Origin of the sequence: Novosphingobium sp. B1 (assembly GCF_900176395.1) — a bacterium.
Lineage (GTDB): Bacteria > Pseudomonadota > Alphaproteobacteria > Sphingomonadales > Sphingomonadaceae > Novosphingobium.
Genome location: NZ_FWXL01000006.1, coordinates 201,926 through 219,463, shown reverse-complemented (window position 1 = coordinate 219,463; position 17,538 = coordinate 201,926). Strand labels below are relative to the sequence as shown.

Sequence of the window (17,538 nt, the reverse complement as noted above, 5' to 3'; positions counted from 1 at the left end):
ACGCAAAAGGGGCGCCGACGAAGGTCCGCCGACGCCCCAGCAACTGGTTGTGATACCGTTCAGCCGATGCCCATCAGCCGCGCATTGAGCGCGCGATCAGCGCCACCAGCGGCGAAGTCGTCAAAGGCGTGCTCGGTCACCTTGATGATATGCCGGTCGATGAATGGCGCGCCTTCCGCAGCCCCCACTTCCGGATGCTTCAAGGCGCATTCCCATTCCAGCACGGCCCAGCCTGCATAGTCATTTGCTGCCATCTTGCTGAAGATGCCCGGGAAATCGACCTGCCCATCGCCCAGCGAACGGAAGCGCCCCGGGCGATCGACCCACGACTGGTAACCGCCATAGACGCCCGAGCGACCGTTCGGCCGGAACTCGGCATCCTTCACGTGGAAACACTTGATGCGCTCGTGGTAGATGTCGATGAACGCGAGGTAATCGAGCTGCTGCAGCACGAAGTGGCTGGGATCGTAGAGGATATTGGCACGCGGGTGATTGCCGACACGTTCAAGGAACATCTCGAAGGTCACGCCATCGTGGAGATCCTCACCCGGGTGGATCTCATAGGCAACATCGACGCCGTTCTCGTCGAACACATCGAGAATCGGCTTCCAGCGGCGGGCCAGTTCATCGAAGGCATCCTCAACCAGCCCTGCCGGACGAGCAGGCCATGGGTAGAAGTATGGCCATGCGAACGCGCCCGAGAACGAGGCGTGGGCCTTCAGGCCGAGTTTGGCACTGGCCTTGGCAGCGTACTTCATCTGCTGCACCGCCCATTCCTGCCGCGCGCTGGGGTTGCCATGCACCTTTGCCGGAGCAAAGCCATCGAACTGAGCGTCAAAGGCTGGGTGCACGGCGACAAGCTGGCCCTGAAGGTGGGTCGAAAGCTCGGTGATCTCCAGGCCTTTGCTCGCAAGCATGCCCTTGATCTCGTCGCAATAGGTCTGGCTGGTGGCCGCCTTTTGCAGATCGAACAGGCGCCCATCCCAGCTAGGAATCTGCACGCCCTTGTAGCCGAGGCCGGCAACCCAGTCGGCTATGGATTCGAGGCTGTTGAACGGGGCAGTATCGCCGGCGAACTGGGCCAGGAAGATGCCCGGCCCCTTGATGGTCTTCATGTGCGGATACCTCCTCAGAGCTTGACCCAGCCAGAATTGGCGCGGCTGGCGGAAACGGCGGTGTCGATGAAAGTCATGCCGCGCACCCCCTCGTCGATGCCGGGAAGGAGGTCAGCCCCCTCCCCGCGAACCTGCGCTGCGAAATCACGGTAGAGGTTGGCAAATGCCTCGAGGTAGCCTTCGGGATGGCCGCCGGGTGTGCGTGTGCGGGAGGCGGCGTCATTGCCAAGCACGCCTGTGCCCGACCGGACCAGCGTGCAGGTGCCATCGAGGCGATTGATCGTGAGCGTATTGGGCTCTTCCTGTTTCCAGATGATTCCGCCGCTTTCGCCATAGGCGCGAATGCGCAAGCCGTTGAGCTCACCCACCTCGATCTGGCTGGCGAGCAGAACGCCGCGGGCGCCATTGTCAAAGCGCAGCAGGATGGAGCAGTCGTCGTCGAGCAGGCGACCAGGCACGACCGCACCAAGATCGGCGAGCAGTTCGGTAACGCGCAGGCCCGTCACGAATTCCGCAAGCTGGAAGGCGTGGACACCGATGTCACCGATGCAACCGCCAAGCCCGGCACGTGCGGGATCCACGCGCCATTCTGCCTGCTTGCCCACCGCCTCTCCGGCAAGCCAGCCTTGCGGATATTCCACAACGACCTTGCGAATGGCCCCGATCTCGTTGGCGGCGATGCGGGCGCGCGCCTCACGCACCAGCGGATAGCCCGAATAGGTGTAGGTCACACCGAACGGCCTGCCTGCCTGCGCGACGAGACTTGCCAGTTCGTGCGCTTCGGCCAGGGTCGCGGTCAGCGGCTTGTCGGTGATCACCGGATACCCGGCCGCCAGAGCGGCGCGAGCGGATGGCAAGTGATTATGATTTGGCGTGACAATCGAGACAAAGTCGATACCGTCCTCGCGGCGGGCTTCTGACGCGAACATCGCCTCGAGCGAGGGATAGGCACGCGCTGGGTCGATGCGATAGGTCTCTCCGGCAGCAGCGCTGCGGGCTGCATCGCTGGAAAAGACCCCGGCAACCAGTTCGATCTCGCGATCGAGCTCTGCAGCGAAGCGATGGACCGGGCCGATGAAGGCACCGGGCCCTCCGCCGATCATACCCATCCGCAGGCGACGCACCATGATACTCTCCCGACCAAATCCGTTTAGAACTTCGGTTCTATTTGCAAACGCGCAAAGGTCAATGCGCAGGGGACGTCATACGCCATTTTGTCATCGCGTTTGCCGCTAATTCATGCGAAGAAAGCCGAAGTTATTCTAGAATATCTGTTTCTGTTTAATGGCGTCAAATGCGAGGGACCGGTTACTACGATGTCACCAGGAGCCAACGGCGAGGCTGAAACCGATACGCTGGCGGTAGAGACGGTCAGCCGCAAGCCACAGCAAGGGCGCAGCAAAGCCTCGCTAGAACGGATGCTGAGTGCCGCGCGCGAACTCATGCTCGAACGCGGGAACGAGGACTTCACGCTTCAGGATGTGAATCTTCGCGGATCGGTGTCGATCGGGTCTATCTACCTGCGTTTCCAGAGCAAGGACAATCTCGTCCGCGCCGTGATCGCCAAGGCGCTGGAAGATCTCGCCCAGGCCGAGGAAACCATGATCGCCGAGGTCCTGGCCCAGTCGCCGACCCTTGATGAATTCATGCCGCTCTACGTTGCCGGCTATGCCGAGGTGCTGCGCGTGAATGCGCCGTTGTTGCGTTTGGCCATGGAACGCGCAGAGTTTGACCCGCTGGTATCGAAGCCCGGCAAGGACCATGCCTTGCGGGCAACCGCGCGCGGCATGAACGCAATGCTGCGCTTCCGCGACACCTTCGGCGGGGCCGACCACGAGACGAGGGCCAATTCGGCCTATAAGATCGTTTTCGCCACCCTCGCGCGCCAGCTGAGCCTCGGCTCATCGGGAGAGGCTGCACACGACTACGATTGGGAAGTGCTGAAGCGGGAACTCGGCCGGATGTGCCTGGCTTACCTGCGGGCGCCCTGAGCGCCAGAAAGCCAGGCAACGATCCGGGCGAAGTCGTCAGGCGCCCTGCGCCAGCAGGCGCGCCATCAGCGCGCGAACATCGTCGGCCATGTCGGGACGTTCCAGCGCCAATGACAGCGTCGCCTCGACAAAGCCGATCTTGCTGCCGCAATCGAACCGCCGACCGGCAAACGTGACCGCGTGAAACGGCTGCTGCCCGATCATGCGCGCCATTGCATCGGTCAACTGGATCTCACCGCCAGCACCGGCTTCCTGGCTTTCCAGGGTGCGCATCACTTCAGGTTGAAGGATGTAGCGGCCCGAGATGATAAGGTTGGAGGGCGCGTCTTCGCGCTTGGGCTTCTCGACCAGACCCGTGACTTCGGTAAGCGTATCGGACACCCGGTTGCCCGGTGCGATCACCCCATAGCTCGACACTTCTTCTTGCGGCACTTCTAGCACTGAAATGAGGTTGCCGCCGACCTGATCGTAAGCATCGACCATCTGCTTCATGCAGCCGCCCTTGCCACCTTGCTCGCCGACCATCATCTCGTCGGGCAGGAAAATGGCGAACGGTTCGTTGCCGACAACCGCGCGGGCGCACCAGATGGCATGGCCCAAGCCCATCGGCACTTGCTGGCGCACGGTTACAAGGTTGCCGGGCAGGATGCGCGTCGCGTCCAGCACTTCGAGCGCCTTGCCCCTGCCGGACATGGTATGCTCCAGCTCAAAGGCGGTATCGAAATGCTCGACGATGGCTGTCTTGCCGCGGCCGGTAACGAAAATCAGTTGCTCGATCCCGGCCTCCCGCGCTTCGTCCACCGCGTACTGGATCAGCGGGCGATCGATGATGGGCAGCATTTCCTTGGGAATAGCCTTGGTGGCGGGGAGAAATCGCGTGCCGAGCCCAGCCACTGGAAAAACCGCCTTGCGAATGGGTTTGTGTGCTGCGTCTGAACTCATTTCCCTGCGGTATCCGTAATTTGTTGCACCCTCATGATGCACTGCACAATTACTAAGGGTAAATGTCAAGCGCTTGGCCTGATGTTAACGTATGCCCTGCGCTTGCGCCGTTCCGCAAACACGGTAAACGGCAGCGATGGACAAGATCATTATCCGTGGCGGCAAGCGCCTTTCGGGAACGGTGCCGGTTTCGGGTGCCAAGAATTCGGCCCTGACCCTGCTGCCTTGCGCGCTGTTGACCGAAGAACCAGTCACGCTGCGCAACCTGCCGCGCCTTGCCGACATTGATGGCTTCCAGCACCTGATGAACCAGTTCGGGGTTTCGACCTCGATCGCGGGCGCACGGCCCGAAGATTTTGGCCGCGTGATGACGTTGCAGGCCACCCGCCTGACCTCGTCGGTTGCTCCCTATGATCTCGTGCGCAAGATGCGCGCATCGATCCTCGTGCTTGGGCCGATGCTGGCACGTGCGGGCGAGGCGACGGTATCGCTGCCCGGTGGCTGCGCCATCGGCAACCGCCCGATCGACCTGCACCTCAAGGCGCTCGAAGCGCTCGGCGCGACGATTGAACTGGCCGCCGGCTACGTCCGCGCAATCGCGCCAGACGGCGGCCTGCCCGGCGGGCGTTATTCGTTCCCGGTGATCTCTGTCGGAGCGACCGAGAACGCACTGATGACGGCCGTCCTGTGCAAGGGCAAGTCCACCCTCCACAACGCCGCGCGCGAGCCGGAAATCGTCGATCTTTGCAACCTGCTCGTCGCGATGGGCGCGCAGATCGAGGGCATCGGCACATCCGACCTGACCATCCACGGTGTCGACCGTCTGCACGGCGCGACCTACATGGTCATGCCCGATCGCATCGAAGCCGGCTCCTATGCCTGTGCCGCCGCGATCACTGGCGGCGATGTCATGCTGCAAGGCGCCCGCATCGAGGACATGGAAGCCACCGTGCAGGCGCTGCGCGATGCCGGCGTCCATGTCGAGCCGCGCAAGGGCGGCATCTACGTGGCCGCCGACGGGCCGCTCAAGCCCGTGACGTTATCGACTGCGCCCTACCCCGGCTTTGCCACCGACATGCAGGCGCAGCTCATGGCGATGCTGTGCCTCGCCCAGGGATCGTCCGTGCTGACCGAGACGATCTTCGAGAACCGCTACATGCACGTGCCCGAGCTGAACCGCATGGGCGCGCGCATAGAAACCAAGGGCCGTACTGCGGTGGTGCACGGCGTCGACAAGCTGACCGGCGCGGAAGTCATGGCGACCGACCTGCGTGCATCGATGAGCCTCGTGATCGCTGGCCTCGCCGCCGAAGGCGAGACGCAGGTGCACCGCCTCTATCACCTTGATCGTGGCTATGAGCGGCTCGAGGAAAAGCTTTCGCTTCTGGGCGCCGAAATCGACCGCGTCGGTGGAGATTAATCCAGCCGCACCTTGCCGCGTCCGGCTTTTACTGCACCTCTGATCTTCTTGCCCGCCAGCCGCTCGGTCTTGCCGACGCGGTTGAGGCGGGACTTGGCGCGCTTTGCCGGCAGGTTGCAGGCCTCGCGTAGCATTTCGGCAAGGCGCTTCCTTGCGTCCTCGCGGTTCTGCTCCTGCGTGCGATAGCTGCGCGCGGTCAGCACGATTTCGCCCTTGGCGGTCATCTTGCTACCGGCGAGGGTCTTGAGGCGGTGGTAGATCTCGGGCGGCAGCCGCAGCGCGAAAACGTCGAGCCGAAGCTGCACCGCCGTTGCCACCTTGTTGACGTTCTGCCCGCCCGGACCGGCTGAGGCGATGAAGCTCTCCTCGACCAGCGCCAGCGCATGGGCGACGAGAGCATCGGGCGACACGTCAGGCCTCGGTGTTAGGCAGATCGTCGCCGGGTTGTTCGGCTATCGGCAGTTCGAACCCGAAGGCCGCAAAATCCAGCGGCATCGGCGAGTAGGCATCGATCGGCGGCTTGCCTTCGCGCTTCACGACGAGTTCCGAAGCATGAAGCATCGTGCGCCAGGCGAGCTTGCCGTCACCATAAATCGGATCGCCGACGAGGGCGTGACCCAGCCCGGCCAGCGCATGAATCCGGATCTGGTGGGTGCGGCCGGTTTCGGGGCGGAATTCGACCAGCGTCAGACCGGTCTTGCGCGACAGCACTTTCCAGTGCGTGACGGCGGGCTTGCCCTTCTTCGCCGGGATCATGCGCCAGCCCTTCTCGGCCGAGCTGATCTTGGACAGCGCGAGTTCGATCGTGCCGCTTTCGCCCTGCACTTCGCCCGCGACGATGCCGAGATAGACCTTCTCCACCTCGCGCGCTTCGAATGCGGCGGAAAAGCGCTTCAGCGCCTTGGGATTGCGAGCCAGCAACAAGCAGCCGGACGTGTCCTGATCGAGCCGGTGAACGGGGTGCGGTTCGCGCTGGAAACCGAACCGCAGGGCGTCGAGATGGTTCTCGAGACTGTCGCCACCCGCGCGGGGCGGGTCGAGCGGAAGGCCTGCCGGCTTGTCGATCACCAGCGCTTCGCCGTCTTCGAACAGGATGGAGAAATCGATCACGCTACCGCCTTTGCTATACGCCGCAGCGCTTCTTCTAGTTTTGCTTCGTCCGCAGCGAAGCTGATACGGAAGCCGTCCTTGCCGCCGAACGCCGAGGCGGGAACAACCGCAACGCCGCTTCCCAGCAGGTGAAGGCACAGCGCCTCGTCATCGCCGAACCGCCCCATCAGTGGTGCAGCGTCAACCATGCAATAGAACGCGCCGTCGGGAATCGGGGTAGACAGACCTGGAATAGCGTTGATCGCTGCGCAGACCATGTCACGCCGCGCTCGGAAACGTTCGCGCCAGTCAGCAAGGAAATCCTGCGGACCTTCGAAGGCGGCGACGGCAGCGGCCTGCGAGATCGAGGCAGGATTGCCGGACGAGTGCGACTGCAGGCGTCCCATCGCGCCGATCAGCCAGGCCGGGCCTGCCGAGACGCCAATGCGGAAGCCGGTCATGGCGTGGCTCTTGGAAACGCCCGAAACCGTCAGGATGCGGTTGGCAAGGTCGGGACATTCAACCGCCAGCGTGGCGTGGAGACCCTCGCCATAGCGCAGCGGCGCATAGATATCGTCGCTCATCACCAGAACGCGCGGGTGGCGGCGCAAGACTTCGCCCAATGCGCGCAGTTCCTCGGCCGGATAGGTCGCGCCGGTAGGGTTGCCGGGGCTGTTGAGCAGCAGCCAGCGAGTGGCGGGCATGATCGCGGACTCGAGCTGGTCCGCAGTGATGCGGAAGCCCCCTGCGGCGTCGGTCGGCAGGTCCACCACTTCTGCACCGGCAAAGCGCACAATCTCGGGGTAGCTGACCCACCACGGGGACGGGACCAGCACTTCGTCGCCGGGATCGAGCGTGGCGAGCAGGGCATGGAAGATCGCCTGCTTGCCGCCTGCACTGACGATGACCTGCGATGGCGGCACTTCAATGCCGAGATCACGCTTGAAGTGCAGCGCTGCCGCCTCGCGCAACCGCTGCGTGCCGACGACGGCAGTGTATTTCGTGTCGCCCGCGTCAAGCGCGTCCTTGGCGGCCTGCACGACATGGACCGGCGTCGCAAAATCAGGTTCGCCCACCGAAAGCGAGATCACGTCGCGGCCTTCGGCACGAAGCTGGATGGCGCGGTCGGTGATGGCGGTGGTGCGCGATGGCGCAATCCGCGCATGGGCCTTTGAAAGCTGGGTCATGGGATCATGAGCCGAGCAAACGCGCCGGGATCAACCCGCGCAAGGCGTTGCCGACAAGAAAGCCGCCTGCGAGGTCATCGAGCGTCAGGTCGGCCTCTTCTGCGCGCCCGGCCTCGATCAGCGACCGGCGCAGCACGCCCGGCAGCAGGCCCAGATTTGTACGCGGAGTGAGCAGCTTGCCGTCGCGTTCCACGAACACGTTGGTGAAGGTGCCCTCGGTGATCAGGCCATCGTCGCGCAGGAACAGCGCTTCGCCCGCGCCTGCCTTCTTCGCGGCGGCAAGGCCAGCTTCGTAGAAGCCGCGATCGGTAGTCTTGTGGCGCAGGCGCCAGTCACCGTCCGAGACCGGCAGCGGCAGCACGGCACAGGTCAGGCTTTCAAGTGGCGCGGGCATGGGCGACGCATCGAGGGCATGGCCGCCACCTTTGGACGCCACCAGCCGCACCTTCGATGGCTTGTCGAGATCGAAGCACAGCGCGTGGATCGCGTTGCGCACGGCATGGCGATCGAAGCTGAAGCCGAGAGCCAGCGCGCTCGCCTTCATGCGTTCGAGGTGCAGTTCGAGCAGTTCGATGCCCTTGGCGGGATCGAAGGCCATTGTTTCGATCAGATCGGCATGGCCGGCAGACAAGCGCAAGAAATTCCCCTTCACCACGCATTCGCGCCATTCGCCGATCATCGCGGAATCGGCAACCACTGCCGAGCCCACCCCCATCACGGCGCGGCCGTCCGGCGACAGGCGCACGGTGCGGATTGCCACATTGAAGGCCGCATCGCCAGAGGGGTCAATGCGGCCGATCGAACCGCAATAGAGCCCGCGCGAGTCCCGTTCGGCCTGGTGGATCACCTCCATCGCGCGGATCTTCGGAGCGCCGGTGATCGAACCGCAAGGGAAGATGGCGCGAAGCAGGCTGCGCACGTCTTCTCCCGGCGCCAGCCTGGCGCGTACGGTCGTCACCATCTGGTGCACGGTGGGATAGGTTTCGATGGAAAAGGGCGCTTCGACCTTGACCGAGCCGGGGTTTGATACGCGCGACAGGTCGTTGCGCATCAGGTCGACGATCATCAGGTTCTCGGCGCGATCCTTCACGCTTGATGAGAGGTCGGCCTTGAAGCGCGCGTCCTCTTCTGGCGTGCTCCCGCGCGGGGCAGTGCCCTTCATCGGGCGCACGCGGGCTTCACCGCCTGAAAGCTTGAAGAACAGTTCGGGTGAGAACGAGAGATGCCAATGAGCACCATCCCATATCACGCCGCCGTATCCCGCGCGGGCATCGCGACGCACATCGGCATAGATCGCCAGCGGATCTCCATCCCATGTTCCGGCGAGCGGAAACGTGAGGTTCGCCTGGTAGATATCGCCAGCGCGGATCGCTTCCTGCACGAGATTGAAGGCCTTGGCGTAGCCGCCCGAGGAGATTGCTGCGCCCATGGGCCCAAGCCTGCCTGAGCCCGTGGAATTATTCGCCAGCCAGCACTCAACGTCAGCGCTAGCAAGGCGGGTGACCGTCCCGAAGCGGGCGAACCACACCAGCGGACCCGCCGCGCCGGTCCGCTCCGCCGCCAGCGGGGCGAGGCGCTTTTCAAGAGCGAGGCCCGCTTCATAGGCAAGATAGCCTGCCCAGTTGCCCGGCATGGAGGCGATCCGGGCTAGCGCGGCTTCGACTTCGTCCGCTCGGCGCGCAATCACGATATCCAGCACGTCCTCGTAAAGACGTGCATCGCTGGCGCCCTCGGCGCGGGCGTCGTCAAGAAGGATGAAGGGGGCATGGGTCATGGCTTGCGGGCGCGCTCTAGCCGTTCCCCGCTCCGGATGCAAAAACCCCTCGCAAGGCTGCGTGGCGCGGCCTAGTCTTGGGCGAAATGGATGGGGTGTTGCCGATGGAAGACATTTACCTTGGCCTTGGTTCGAACGGCGAACGGCAGGTCCTGCGCCTTGGCCGCGCCAACCGTCACGGGCTGATCGCGGGCGCCACCGGCACCGGCAAGACGGTGACGCTGCAGGGCATCGCCGAACAGTTCTCGATGCGCGGCGTACCCGTTTTCATGGCCGACGTGAAAGGCGACCTTGCGGGCATTGCCATGCCGGGAAGCCCGACCTTCAAGCATGCAGCTTCCCTCGAAGCACGCGCCAAGGAACTGGGCATCGAGGACTACGCCTATTCCGACAATCCGGCAGTGTTCTGGGATCTCTACGGCGAATCCGGCCACCCAATCCGCACGACGATTTCTGAGATGGGGCCGCTGCTGCTTTCTCGCCTGATGGGTCTCAATGAGACGCAGGAAGGCGTGCTCAACATCGCCTTCCGCTATGCCGATGACAACGGACTGCTGCTGATCGACTTGCCCGACCTGCAATCCGTGCTGGTCGCCTGTGCGGAGAATGCCGGCGCTCTGGCCACCAAGTACGGCAACGTCTCCAAGGCCAGTGTCGGCACGATCCAGCGCCAGTTGCTGGCCTTCGAAAGCCAGGGTGCAGACCGTTTCTTCGGTGAACCGGCGTTCGAGGTGAATGACTTCCTCAAGGTGGACGATCAGGGCCGCGGCATGGTCAACGTGCTCGCCGCCGACAAGCTGATGCAGAGCCCCAAGCTCTACGCCACCTTCCTGCTGTGGCTGCTGTCCGAACTGTTCGAAGCGCTGCCGGAAGTGGGCGATCCGGAAAAGCCGTGTCTGGTGTTCTTCTTTGATGAAGCGCATCTGCTGTTCGACGATGTCCCGCAGGCGCTGATGGAGAAGGTGGAGCAGGTGGTCCGCCTGATCCGTTCCAAGGGTGTCGGCGTCTTTTTCGTCACGCAGAACCCGATCGACATTCCGGAAAAGATCGCAGGACAGCTTGGCAACCGCGTGCAGCATGCCCTGCGGGCGTTCACCCCGCGTGACCAGAAGGCGATCCGCGCCGCAGCCGAAACCTTCCGCATCAACAAGGACCTCGATGTCGAAACGGTCATCACCGAACTGAAAGTGGGCGAGGCGCTGGTCTCGACGCTGGACGACGATGGTGCGCCATCGGTGGTGCAGCGCACGCTGATCGCACCGCCGCGTTCGCGCCTCGGGCCGCTGACGCCGAAGGAGCGCGCGGTGATCCAGTCGGTCAGCCCGTTCGATGGCAAGTACGATACCGCCTTGAACCGCGAATCCGCCGCCGAAGTGCTGGCGCAGAAGGCCGCCGATGCCGCAGCCGCCGCGCAGCAGATCGAAGATGAGGGTGCCGACAAGCAGCGCGCCGCTCCGCGCCGGACGACATCTATGTGGGAGAAGGCGGGCAAAGCCGCGGCGGGCGCGGTGGCCTCATCTGCAGGCGCAGTGATCGCCGCCAGCATCACCGGCAAGAAATCCCGCGCTGCGCCCGTGGCTTCGGGTGTCACAGCGGTCGTCGGCTCTATCGCCACCTCGATTGGAGGGGAGGCATTCGGCCGTTTTGCGCGCGGGATCCTGGGAGGCTTGTTGCGCTAGGCAACGCTCGCCGCGCACAAGGCGAAGCAATCCAGAGCGTATTTCACTGGCTCTGGATCGCTTCCTTGAAATGACGAGGTTCGGAGGTTGCCCCTTACTTCGCCTTGGTGTTCTGCCAGTCCATCAGACCCTTGACGAACAGCGGCCGCGTGCGGGCCTTTTCGGTCAGGACGCCGATGACCCGATCCACGGGACGGGCTGCCTCGGCAGGAACGGTCGCACGGAAGGCCTTGATCTTGTCGATCATGGCCGGATCGTTCGACGGTCCGCCAAGCTGCGCGATGAACGTTCCGCGGCTCTGCGCATCGACCAGCGATTCAACCTTCTGGCGGTTGGCCACGGCAAAGTCGAAGGTCTTGTCGGGATGCAGACCAGCGGCGGCACCGATGATCGCCGCACTGGTCGTCTTGCCCGGCGCATCGGTCAGCGCAAGATCAAGGGCTGCCTGCGCCAATGCCGGATCGGCTGGGCGCCCTAGCAGCGTATAGAGGAACTGGCGTTCCACTGCGCTGTTGCTCGCAGCCGCCATGGCGCGAAGCGCGTCCCAATCGGCCTTGGTAGCGTTGCGGGCAACGATGTTGAGCCACGTGGTCTTCTGCGGACCGTCCATCGCCTTGGGATTGCTGGAAAGCATCGCAAAGCGGCGGCGCGCCTCGCCGACCACATCGGGATCGCCCATAGTGCCAAAGCCCGAAATCAGCGTGGCGCGAAGATCGGCATCAGGCAGGCTCTCGTTCGCCTTGGGGTCGAAGCCCAGTGCCATCAGGCGCGGCTTGTAGATGCCCGCGATCCGCTCATAGAGCTTCTTCTGCGCGGTCGGCTGCTTGTCGAGCACGCGCCAGGCCCCGACGAAATCGCCGAATGCCGATTGCATCACCACCGGGTTGGCGTTGCCCGGAATCGCCGACAGCAGATCGAACGCGGGGGCATATGGCTGGTAGCCGCTCGCCGAAAGCGCGAGATTGTCGGCAATCAGGCCCATCTGGTCCACCGGTTGCAGCGTCGGAATGGCCTTCTTGAGCGAGGCAAGCATCTGCGGCGTATAGAGCGAGCGGTAATAACCCAGTTGCCCGGCATTGATCACGATCGGGCCGCAACCGTTGACGGTGACAGTCGCCTTTCCGCCATCGAGAATAGTGCGGACTGGCTCGCCCGAACCTGCCGAGACGATCAGCGGCACCTTCCACTGCTGCGGCTTGGCGGCGACCTCGTCCTTGCGATCGACGCTGAATTCGCTCTGCTGCAGGTTCAGCGTGGCCACGCCCTTCTTGCAGGTCATGCCCGTCACCTTCACCAGCGGAATGCCCGGTTTTGTGGTGAAATCCGAGGCGATGGCAGTCAGGCCGGGGGCGCCGGCCTTCTCGATCGCTTGCCACAGATCCTTGGAACGGGTGTTGCCGAACTTGTGATCGCGCATGTAGGCGCGCAGCCCATCGCGCCAGACGTTCTCGCCGGCGAAGGCTTCCAGCATCGAGATGACGGCCTCGCCCTTCTGGTAAGTGATCGTGTCGAAGGCCTGGTTGGTCTCGTCGACGGTCTTGATCTCCTGCACGATGGGGTGCGTGGTCTTGAAACCATCGAGGCCCATCGCCGCATCGCGACCGTTGACGCGGCCCAGCAGCGGGAACCAGTCAGGGTGGAAGTGGGCGGTCGCCTTGGTTTCCATCCAGCTGGCAAAGCCCTCGTTCAGCCAGAGATCTTCCCACCAGGCCATCGTCACAAGGTTGCCGAACCACTGGTGCGCCACTTCGTGGGCCTGGGTGGTCACGATGTTCTGGCGGGCAGACGCGCTGGTGATCGCCGGATCATTCAGCAGGATGCGCTCGAACGTGAGGATGGCGCCCCAGTTTTCCATGGCCGAAAAGAACTGCGACTGGCCGGGCGCCGCAACGTTATCGATCTTGGGCAGCGGATAGGGCTGGCCGAAATATTCGGAATAGTAGGGAATGAGCGGCGCCAGCTCGTCAAGCGCGAACCGCGATTGCTCGCCGCTGCCCTTGGGGGCAACGATGCCGGCCTGGACGCCGGGCATGGCTTCCTTGGTCATGCGCTCCCAGTCACCCGTGCCGAAGAACAGGAGGTAGGAGGACATCTTCGGGCTGGTGCCGAAGGTCACTCGCTTCATGCCGCCTGCAAGCTGCTCTTCCCTGGCGACCGGCATGTTGCTGATGGCCATCTGCGTTGCGGGCACGACGGCTGAAAGGTCGAACGTCGCCTTGTAGATCGGCTCATCGAACATCGGAGCGAAGCGGCGGGCATCGGGCGCTTCAAACTGCGTGAACAGTCCGCGCACTTCCTTCCCGGTAGCCTTGTCAGGATAGTCGAGCGCGAACAGCCCGTTGGCCTGCGTGTTGATCACGCCGGTATAGGTGGTGTCGAGACGATACTTGCCGGGCTTCAGCGGCGCAGCGGCGGTGAAGGTCGCGGTCTGCGTCTTTTCGTCCATCGTCACTGTGGCAGGCATCGAAGCGCCCCCTTCAGGCGTGAGCGTTGCCTGCGTGATCTTCAGATCCAGCGCATGCAGCGTCAACGCGGGCGTCGCTTCGGTCACTTCCAGATCGACCGACGAGGTGCCGGCAAAGGTCATCGCCTTGGCGTCGGGCGTCACCGAGATGCGATAGTGTGAAGGATGAGCGACGCGGGGAAGATCGGTGTGCACACCAGCTGCGGCAGACGGATTCGCCGAGGCCTGCTGCGCCACGGCCGGGACGCCGGCGCACGCAACGGAAAGTGCAAGAGCGGAAACAAGTGAAATGGTACGCATGCCGATCATGACTCCCGGGCGCAATGAAGATTGGTTGCACTAGCAACCAGCCGGTCTGCTCGCGACTCCTTTCGACGAACGACGTGCGCGAGCCGACGAATGTCGATTGACTATCGCTGGAAGAATGAGCCGGCGCTTAACCGATTGGCAGGCGCAAAACTGCCGTCAGACCCAGCGTGGCCCCATCCGCCCCATGCCTGTTCCACAAGGCGAGCGTTCCGCCATGCTGGTCGGCTATGGCCCGGGCTAGGGTCAGGCCAAGGCCGGTCCCGCCGGTGCCGCTGTTGCGCGAGGCTTCGAGCCGGGTGAACGGCTCCATCATTCGCGCGATCTCGTGTTCGGGTATGCCCGGGCCATCGTCCTCGATCCGGAGCACTGCCTCGCGCCCTTCACGGGTCAGCGTGATACGGGCGCGCTGGCCATAACGCATCGCGTTGGACACAAGGTTCCGCAAGGCGCGGCGCATCCATGTGGCGCGGACAGGCAGGACGATACGGTCGGTATCGCCAAGTTCGACTGGCTCGCCCATGTCCTCGAATTCGCCGATAACGTCGGCAACGAGCGCGGAGAGCTCGGTCGGTTCTACGGGATCGGACGGGCGTCCGACCCGCGCAAGCGAAAGGATATCATCGAGCGAACGGTTGATGTCCTCGATCGTGGCCGCCATGCGGGCGCGCTCGACATCGTCGTCAACCGCTTCGATGCGAACGCGCAATGCCGCGAGCGGCGTCTTGAGGTCATGCCCGATGGCGCCAAGCATCACGTCCTTTTCATCGAGCATGGCGACGATGCGCGCTTCCATCGCATTGTGCGCGACGATCAGGCCCTGGATGTCGTCCGGCCCATCGGGCTGCAACTGCCCTTCAATCGTGCGATTTCCCGCGAAATCATCGACGCGCCGTGTCAGTGCCTTGAGCGGGCGGGCCATGTGCCGCAGGATCAACGCCATCGTCCCGACCAGAATCAGGTACAGCACGATCGTCTGGCCAACCAGCGGCGCGAGCACGCGGAGCTCGCCGCCTTCGGTGAGAACGCGGGTCGACGTCCACTCGCCGGCAGGACTGCGGATCGAGGCGATCACCAGCCGCGGCATCGGCTCTTTCGAGACTATCTGCAGCTTGCGGCGGTTGCGGTTCCAGAATTCTATGCTGGGTCCATCGCGCATGGGATCGCGCTCGAAAACCAGCACTTCCGCGGTCTCTATACCCTGGGCATTGAGGACCTCGGCCAGTTCGTGTTCGACCCGGGGCAGCCGCCGCTCGCCCGGGCGCTGCAGCGACGCTTGCGAATGTTCGATGCGGAACGGCGGCGGGAGCCGGTCGTCGCTATCCCCGCGCCGGCGGCGGCGCTCATCGGGACTGGGGCCGATCAGGCGGAAAGCGGCTGAACTTACCATCGAAACTTCACGCCGATGGTTCTGCTCCCGCCACAGCAGAACGGCCGAAATCGTCTGCGCCACCAGCAGCGCGAGTGCGATGGCGAGCAGGACCTGACCCTGCAGACTGCGCGGCCAGAGGCGGAGCCGGTTCATCTTTTCAGGCCTCGTCGCTGGTGGCCGGGCGCTTGCGCACTTCGGCGGCGAGCATGTAACCGCCACCCCACACCGTCTGGATCAGTTGCGGATTGCGGCTGTCGACTTCAACCTTGCGGCGCAGACGTGATATCTGGTTGTCGACCGCGCGGTCGAACAGGTGGGCTTCACGTCCCTGGACCATGTCCAGCAGCCGATCACGATCGAGAACCTGGCGGGGATGGTCGAGGAAGGCCATCAACAACCGGAATTCGGCCGAGGAAATCGCGACCACCGCGCCTTCGCTATCGATCAGGCGGCGCTTGAGCGGATCGAGACGCCAGCCTTCGAAATCATAGATGACCGCGTCCGAGATTTCGCTCGACTGCTTGGTCGCGCGGCGCAGGACCGAGCGGATGCGGGCAACCAGTTCGCGCGGGTCGAACGGCTTCACCACGTAATCGTCGGCGCCGATTTCCAGCCCGACAATGCGGTCGGTGGATTCGCCCTTCGCCGTTATGAAGATGACTGGAAGGCGCTTTGCTTCCACCAGGTGGCGGCAGAGCGACAGGCCATCCTCACCCGGCATCATGATGTCGAGCAACACCAGGTCACAGCCGGATTCGAGCAGGCGGCTGCGGGCTTCCGCGGCGGTGCCGGCCTGGGTCACGACAAACCCCTGCCGGACAAGGTAGTCCGCCAGGGGTTCGCGCAGCGCAGGTTCGTCATCGACAAGGAGCAGTCGGATCGGCGCTTCGTTCATTGCAGATCAGTCTGCCGGAGGAGGAGGTGGAGGTCCATCGCCCATCGCACCCATGCCGCCCCCCATGTGGCCGCGCATCTTGTCCATCCCCATCTTGCCCATCATCGCTTTCATCGAAGCACGACGTTCTTCCGGGGTGATCTTGCCGTCCTTGTTGGTGTCGGCCATGTCGAAGTGCGCCTTCACGCCAGCATCGAATTCGGCGCGGGTGACGGTGCCATCCTTGTTAGCATCTGCCATCATTGCCATGTGGCCGCCCATCATGCCGCCCATCGGGCCCTTGCGCATGCCGTGGCCACGGCCATGGCCACCCTTGCGGTCACCACCGGGACCTTCGGGGCCCTTCATCTGCTGATGGTGGGCAATGAATTCGGCCTGGCTGATCGAGCCGTTCTTGTCAGTGTCGATCTTGGCGAACTGCTCGGCCCAGCGGGCGCTCTTGTCGGCCTGGTCAAGCTTGCCGTCCTTGTTGACATCAAGCTTGGCCCACATCTGGTCAGACTTCGCCTTGGCTTCGGACCAAGTGATGGTCTTGTCGCCATCGGCGTCCATCTTCTGGGCGAAAGCGGGCGTCGCGGCATAAAGCGCAAGCGAAGCCGTCGCGGTCACCGCCGCGGCGGCGGCTATCTGAAACTTCTTCATCGTCTAAGGTCCCGTCTTCAGGAAAGAGGAAGGAAACTGCGGCTGCCGTGCACGGCAAGGAGAGGGGGAGGGAAACCTTGCTCAGGGGGGGACTGAACATCGGCAACCGCAGTTCCTATGGCACCTATCTAGGTGACGCTTGTCGCGGGACTATGCCGGATGGACGGCTTTATTGTCGCAATTTGTCGCGTATGCCGAAAGACATTCATTCAGCGGCAAGCGCACGCGGCAAACCGGCCCTTCAGCCCATGACGAAGGCATTGAGCTTGTTGCCGTCGGGATCGCGAAAGTACGCGGCATAGAAGCCGCCGCTGCGCAGGCCTGGAGGGCCTTCGCAAGTTCCGCCATGGGCCAGCGCGATCGCGTGTAGCCGGCCGACCTGTTCCTTGTCCTTCGCCTCTATGGCAACCATCACGCCATTGCCGACGGTGGCTGGATTGCCATCGAACGGGGCCATGGCAGCAATCCCCGCGCCGCCCTCGGGTACACCCCAGGCAATGCCCGTTTCTAATTCCATCATGCGCCCCACCCCCATCTCTGCCGCAACGGCATCATAGAAGGCAGCGGCGCGCGGCAGGTCATTCGTCCCGACTGTGACGTAACCGATCATGGCTCATGTTCCCCTTTTGCTGATTCGCCGGGGAACATTATGCGAACATCCA

General features: G+C 63.6%; 15 protein-coding genes. 3 read left to right on the top strand and 12 right to left on the bottom strand.

Features of this window, described 5'->3' with window-relative positions:
- Positions 1-59 precede the first annotated feature (59 nt).
- Entirely contained in the window at positions 60-1,115 is a 1,056-nt protein-coding gene (locus B9A23_RS12780; RefSeq protein ID WP_084279442.1) for a sugar phosphate isomerase/epimerase family protein, read from the bottom strand.
- A gap of 14 nt (positions 1,116-1,129) precedes the next feature.
- Complete coding sequence (locus B9A23_RS12775; protein ID WP_084279441.1) at positions 1,130-2,242, bottom strand: Gfo/Idh/MocA family protein; 1,113 nt, start codon at positions 2,240-2,242, stop codon at positions 1,130-1,132.
- A 189-nt stretch (positions 2,243-2,431) separates the two neighbouring features.
- Between B9A23_RS12775 and B9A23_RS12770 the strand changes: the two genes are divergently transcribed.
- Entirely contained in the window at positions 2,432-3,106 is a 675-nt protein-coding gene (locus tag B9A23_RS12770) for a TetR/AcrR family transcriptional regulator (RefSeq protein WP_084279440.1), read from the top strand.
- Positions 3,107-3,142: 36 nt separating this feature from the next.
- Here B9A23_RS12770 and galU read toward each other — a convergent pair whose 3' ends face one another.
- The gene (gene galU / locus B9A23_RS12765) at positions 3,143-4,048 is read right to left on the bottom strand and encodes a UTP--glucose-1-phosphate uridylyltransferase GalU (RefSeq protein WP_084279439.1); all 906 of its coding nucleotides are present in this window, start codon (positions 4,046-4,048) and stop codon (positions 3,143-3,145) included.
- A gap of 136 nt (positions 4,049-4,184) precedes the next feature.
- On the opposite strand from galU, the gene murA reads away from it, so the two are divergent.
- Complete coding sequence (gene murA / locus B9A23_RS12760) at positions 4,185-5,468, top strand: UDP-N-acetylglucosamine 1-carboxyvinyltransferase (protein WP_084279438.1); 1,284 nt, start codon at positions 4,185-4,187, stop codon at positions 5,466-5,468.
- On the opposite strand, the gene arfB is transcribed toward murA, so the two are convergent.
- The 4 genes from arfB to pabB are packed head-to-tail and all read right to left on the bottom strand — an operon-like array spanning position 5,465 to position 9,518.
- Positions 5,465-5,878 carry an alternative ribosome rescue aminoacyl-tRNA hydrolase ArfB gene (arfB, locus tag B9A23_RS12755; protein ID WP_084279437.1) on the bottom strand — a complete coding sequence of 138 codons (414 nt, stop codon included), beginning with the start codon at positions 5,876-5,878 and terminating at the stop codon, positions 5,465-5,467. The genes murA and arfB overlap by 4 nt on opposite strands.
- Before the next feature lies 1 nt (position 5,879).
- On the bottom strand, positions 5,880-6,578 hold the full coding sequence (locus tag B9A23_RS12750; protein ID WP_084279436.1) for an RluA family pseudouridine synthase: 699 nt from the start codon (positions 6,576-6,578) through the stop codon (positions 5,880-5,882).
- Positions 6,575-7,744, bottom strand: a complete 1,170-nt coding sequence (locus B9A23_RS12745; RefSeq protein WP_084279435.1) for a pyridoxal phosphate-dependent aminotransferase — start codon at positions 7,742-7,744, stop codon at positions 6,575-6,577. The genes B9A23_RS12750 and B9A23_RS12745 overlap by 4 nt, the downstream gene beginning before the upstream one ends.
- A gap of 4 nt (positions 7,745-7,748) precedes the next feature.
- On the bottom strand, positions 7,749-9,518 hold the full coding sequence (gene pabB / locus B9A23_RS12740) for an aminodeoxychorismate synthase component I (protein ID WP_084279434.1): 1,770 nt from the start codon (positions 9,516-9,518) through the stop codon (positions 7,749-7,751).
- 104 nt (positions 9,519-9,622) lie between these two features.
- Between pabB and B9A23_RS12735 the strand changes: the two genes are divergently transcribed.
- Positions 9,623-11,197 carry a helicase HerA-like domain-containing protein gene (locus tag B9A23_RS12735; protein ID WP_084279433.1) on the top strand — a complete coding sequence of 525 codons (1,575 nt, stop codon included), beginning with the start codon at positions 9,623-9,625 and terminating at the stop codon, positions 11,195-11,197.
- A 94-nt stretch (positions 11,198-11,291) separates the two neighbouring features.
- Here B9A23_RS12735 and B9A23_RS12730 read toward each other — a convergent pair whose 3' ends face one another.
- From B9A23_RS12730 to B9A23_RS12710, 5 genes are all read right to left on the bottom strand, one after another.
- On the bottom strand, positions 11,292-13,961 hold the full coding sequence (locus B9A23_RS12730; protein WP_084279575.1) for a M1 family metallopeptidase: 2,670 nt from the start codon (positions 13,959-13,961) through the stop codon (positions 11,292-11,294).
- Between the two features lie 136 nt (positions 13,962-14,097).
- The gene (locus tag B9A23_RS12725) at positions 14,098-15,492 is read right to left on the bottom strand and encodes a sensor histidine kinase (RefSeq protein ID WP_084279432.1); all 1,395 of its coding nucleotides are present in this window, start codon (positions 15,490-15,492) and stop codon (positions 14,098-14,100) included.
- A 4-nt stretch (positions 15,493-15,496) separates the two neighbouring features.
- Entirely contained in the window at positions 15,497-16,234 is a 738-nt protein-coding gene (locus B9A23_RS12720; RefSeq protein WP_084279431.1) for a response regulator, read from the bottom strand.
- A gap of 6 nt (positions 16,235-16,240) precedes the next feature.
- The gene (locus B9A23_RS12715; RefSeq protein ID WP_084279430.1) at positions 16,241-16,876 is read right to left on the bottom strand and encodes an EF-hand domain-containing protein; all 636 of its coding nucleotides are present in this window, start codon (positions 16,874-16,876) and stop codon (positions 16,241-16,243) included.
- A gap of 241 nt (positions 16,877-17,117) precedes the next feature.
- Entirely contained in the window at positions 17,118-17,486 is a 369-nt protein-coding gene (locus B9A23_RS12710; protein WP_084279429.1) for a VOC family protein, read from the bottom strand.
- Positions 17,487-17,538: the final 52 nt, after the last annotated feature.

What these genes read in the sequence shown, in the direction of transcription:
- B9A23_RS12780 (WP_084279442.1), bottom strand. Translation starts at nt 1,115, where the DNA reads ATGAAGACCATCAAGGGGCCGGGCATCTTCCTGGCCCAGTTCGCCGGC.
- B9A23_RS12775 (WP_084279441.1), bottom strand. Translation starts at nt 2,242, where the DNA reads ATGGTGCGTCGCCTGCGGATGGGTATGATCGGCGGAGGGCCCGGTGCC.
- B9A23_RS12770 (WP_084279440.1), top strand. Translation starts at nt 2,432, where the DNA reads ATGTCACCAGGAGCCAACGGCGAGGCTGAAACCGATACGCTGGCGGTA.
- galU (WP_084279439.1), bottom strand. Translation starts at nt 4,048, where the DNA reads ATGAGTTCAGACGCAGCACACAAACCCATTCGCAAGGCGGTTTTTCCA.
- murA (WP_084279438.1), top strand. Translation starts at nt 4,185, where the DNA reads ATGGACAAGATCATTATCCGTGGCGGCAAGCGCCTTTCGGGAACGGTG.
- B9A23_RS12745 (WP_084279435.1), bottom strand. Translation starts at nt 7,744, where the DNA reads ATGACCCAGCTTTCAAAGGCCCATGCGCGGATTGCGCCATCGCGCACC.
- pabB (WP_084279434.1), bottom strand. Translation starts at nt 9,518, where the DNA reads ATGACCCATGCCCCCTTCATCCTTCTTGACGACGCCCGCGCCGAGGGC.
- B9A23_RS12735 (WP_084279433.1), top strand. Translation starts at nt 9,623, where the DNA reads ATGGAAGACATTTACCTTGGCCTTGGTTCGAACGGCGAACGGCAGGTC.
- B9A23_RS12730 (WP_084279575.1), bottom strand. Translation starts at nt 13,961, where the DNA reads ATGCGTACCATTTCACTTGTTTCCGCTCTTGCACTTTCCGTTGCGTGC.
- B9A23_RS12725 (WP_084279432.1), bottom strand. Translation starts at nt 15,492, where the DNA reads ATGAACCGGCTCCGCCTCTGGCCGCGCAGTCTGCAGGGTCAGGTCCTG.
- B9A23_RS12720 (WP_084279431.1), bottom strand. Translation starts at nt 16,234, where the DNA reads ATGAACGAAGCGCCGATCCGACTGCTCCTTGTCGATGACGAACCTGCG.
- B9A23_RS12715 (WP_084279430.1), bottom strand. Translation starts at nt 16,876, where the DNA reads ATGAAGAAGTTTCAGATAGCCGCCGCCGCGGCGGTGACCGCGACGGCT.
- B9A23_RS12710 (WP_084279429.1), bottom strand. Translation starts at nt 17,486, where the DNA reads ATGATCGGTTACGTCACAGTCGGGACGAATGACCTGCCGCGCGCCGCT.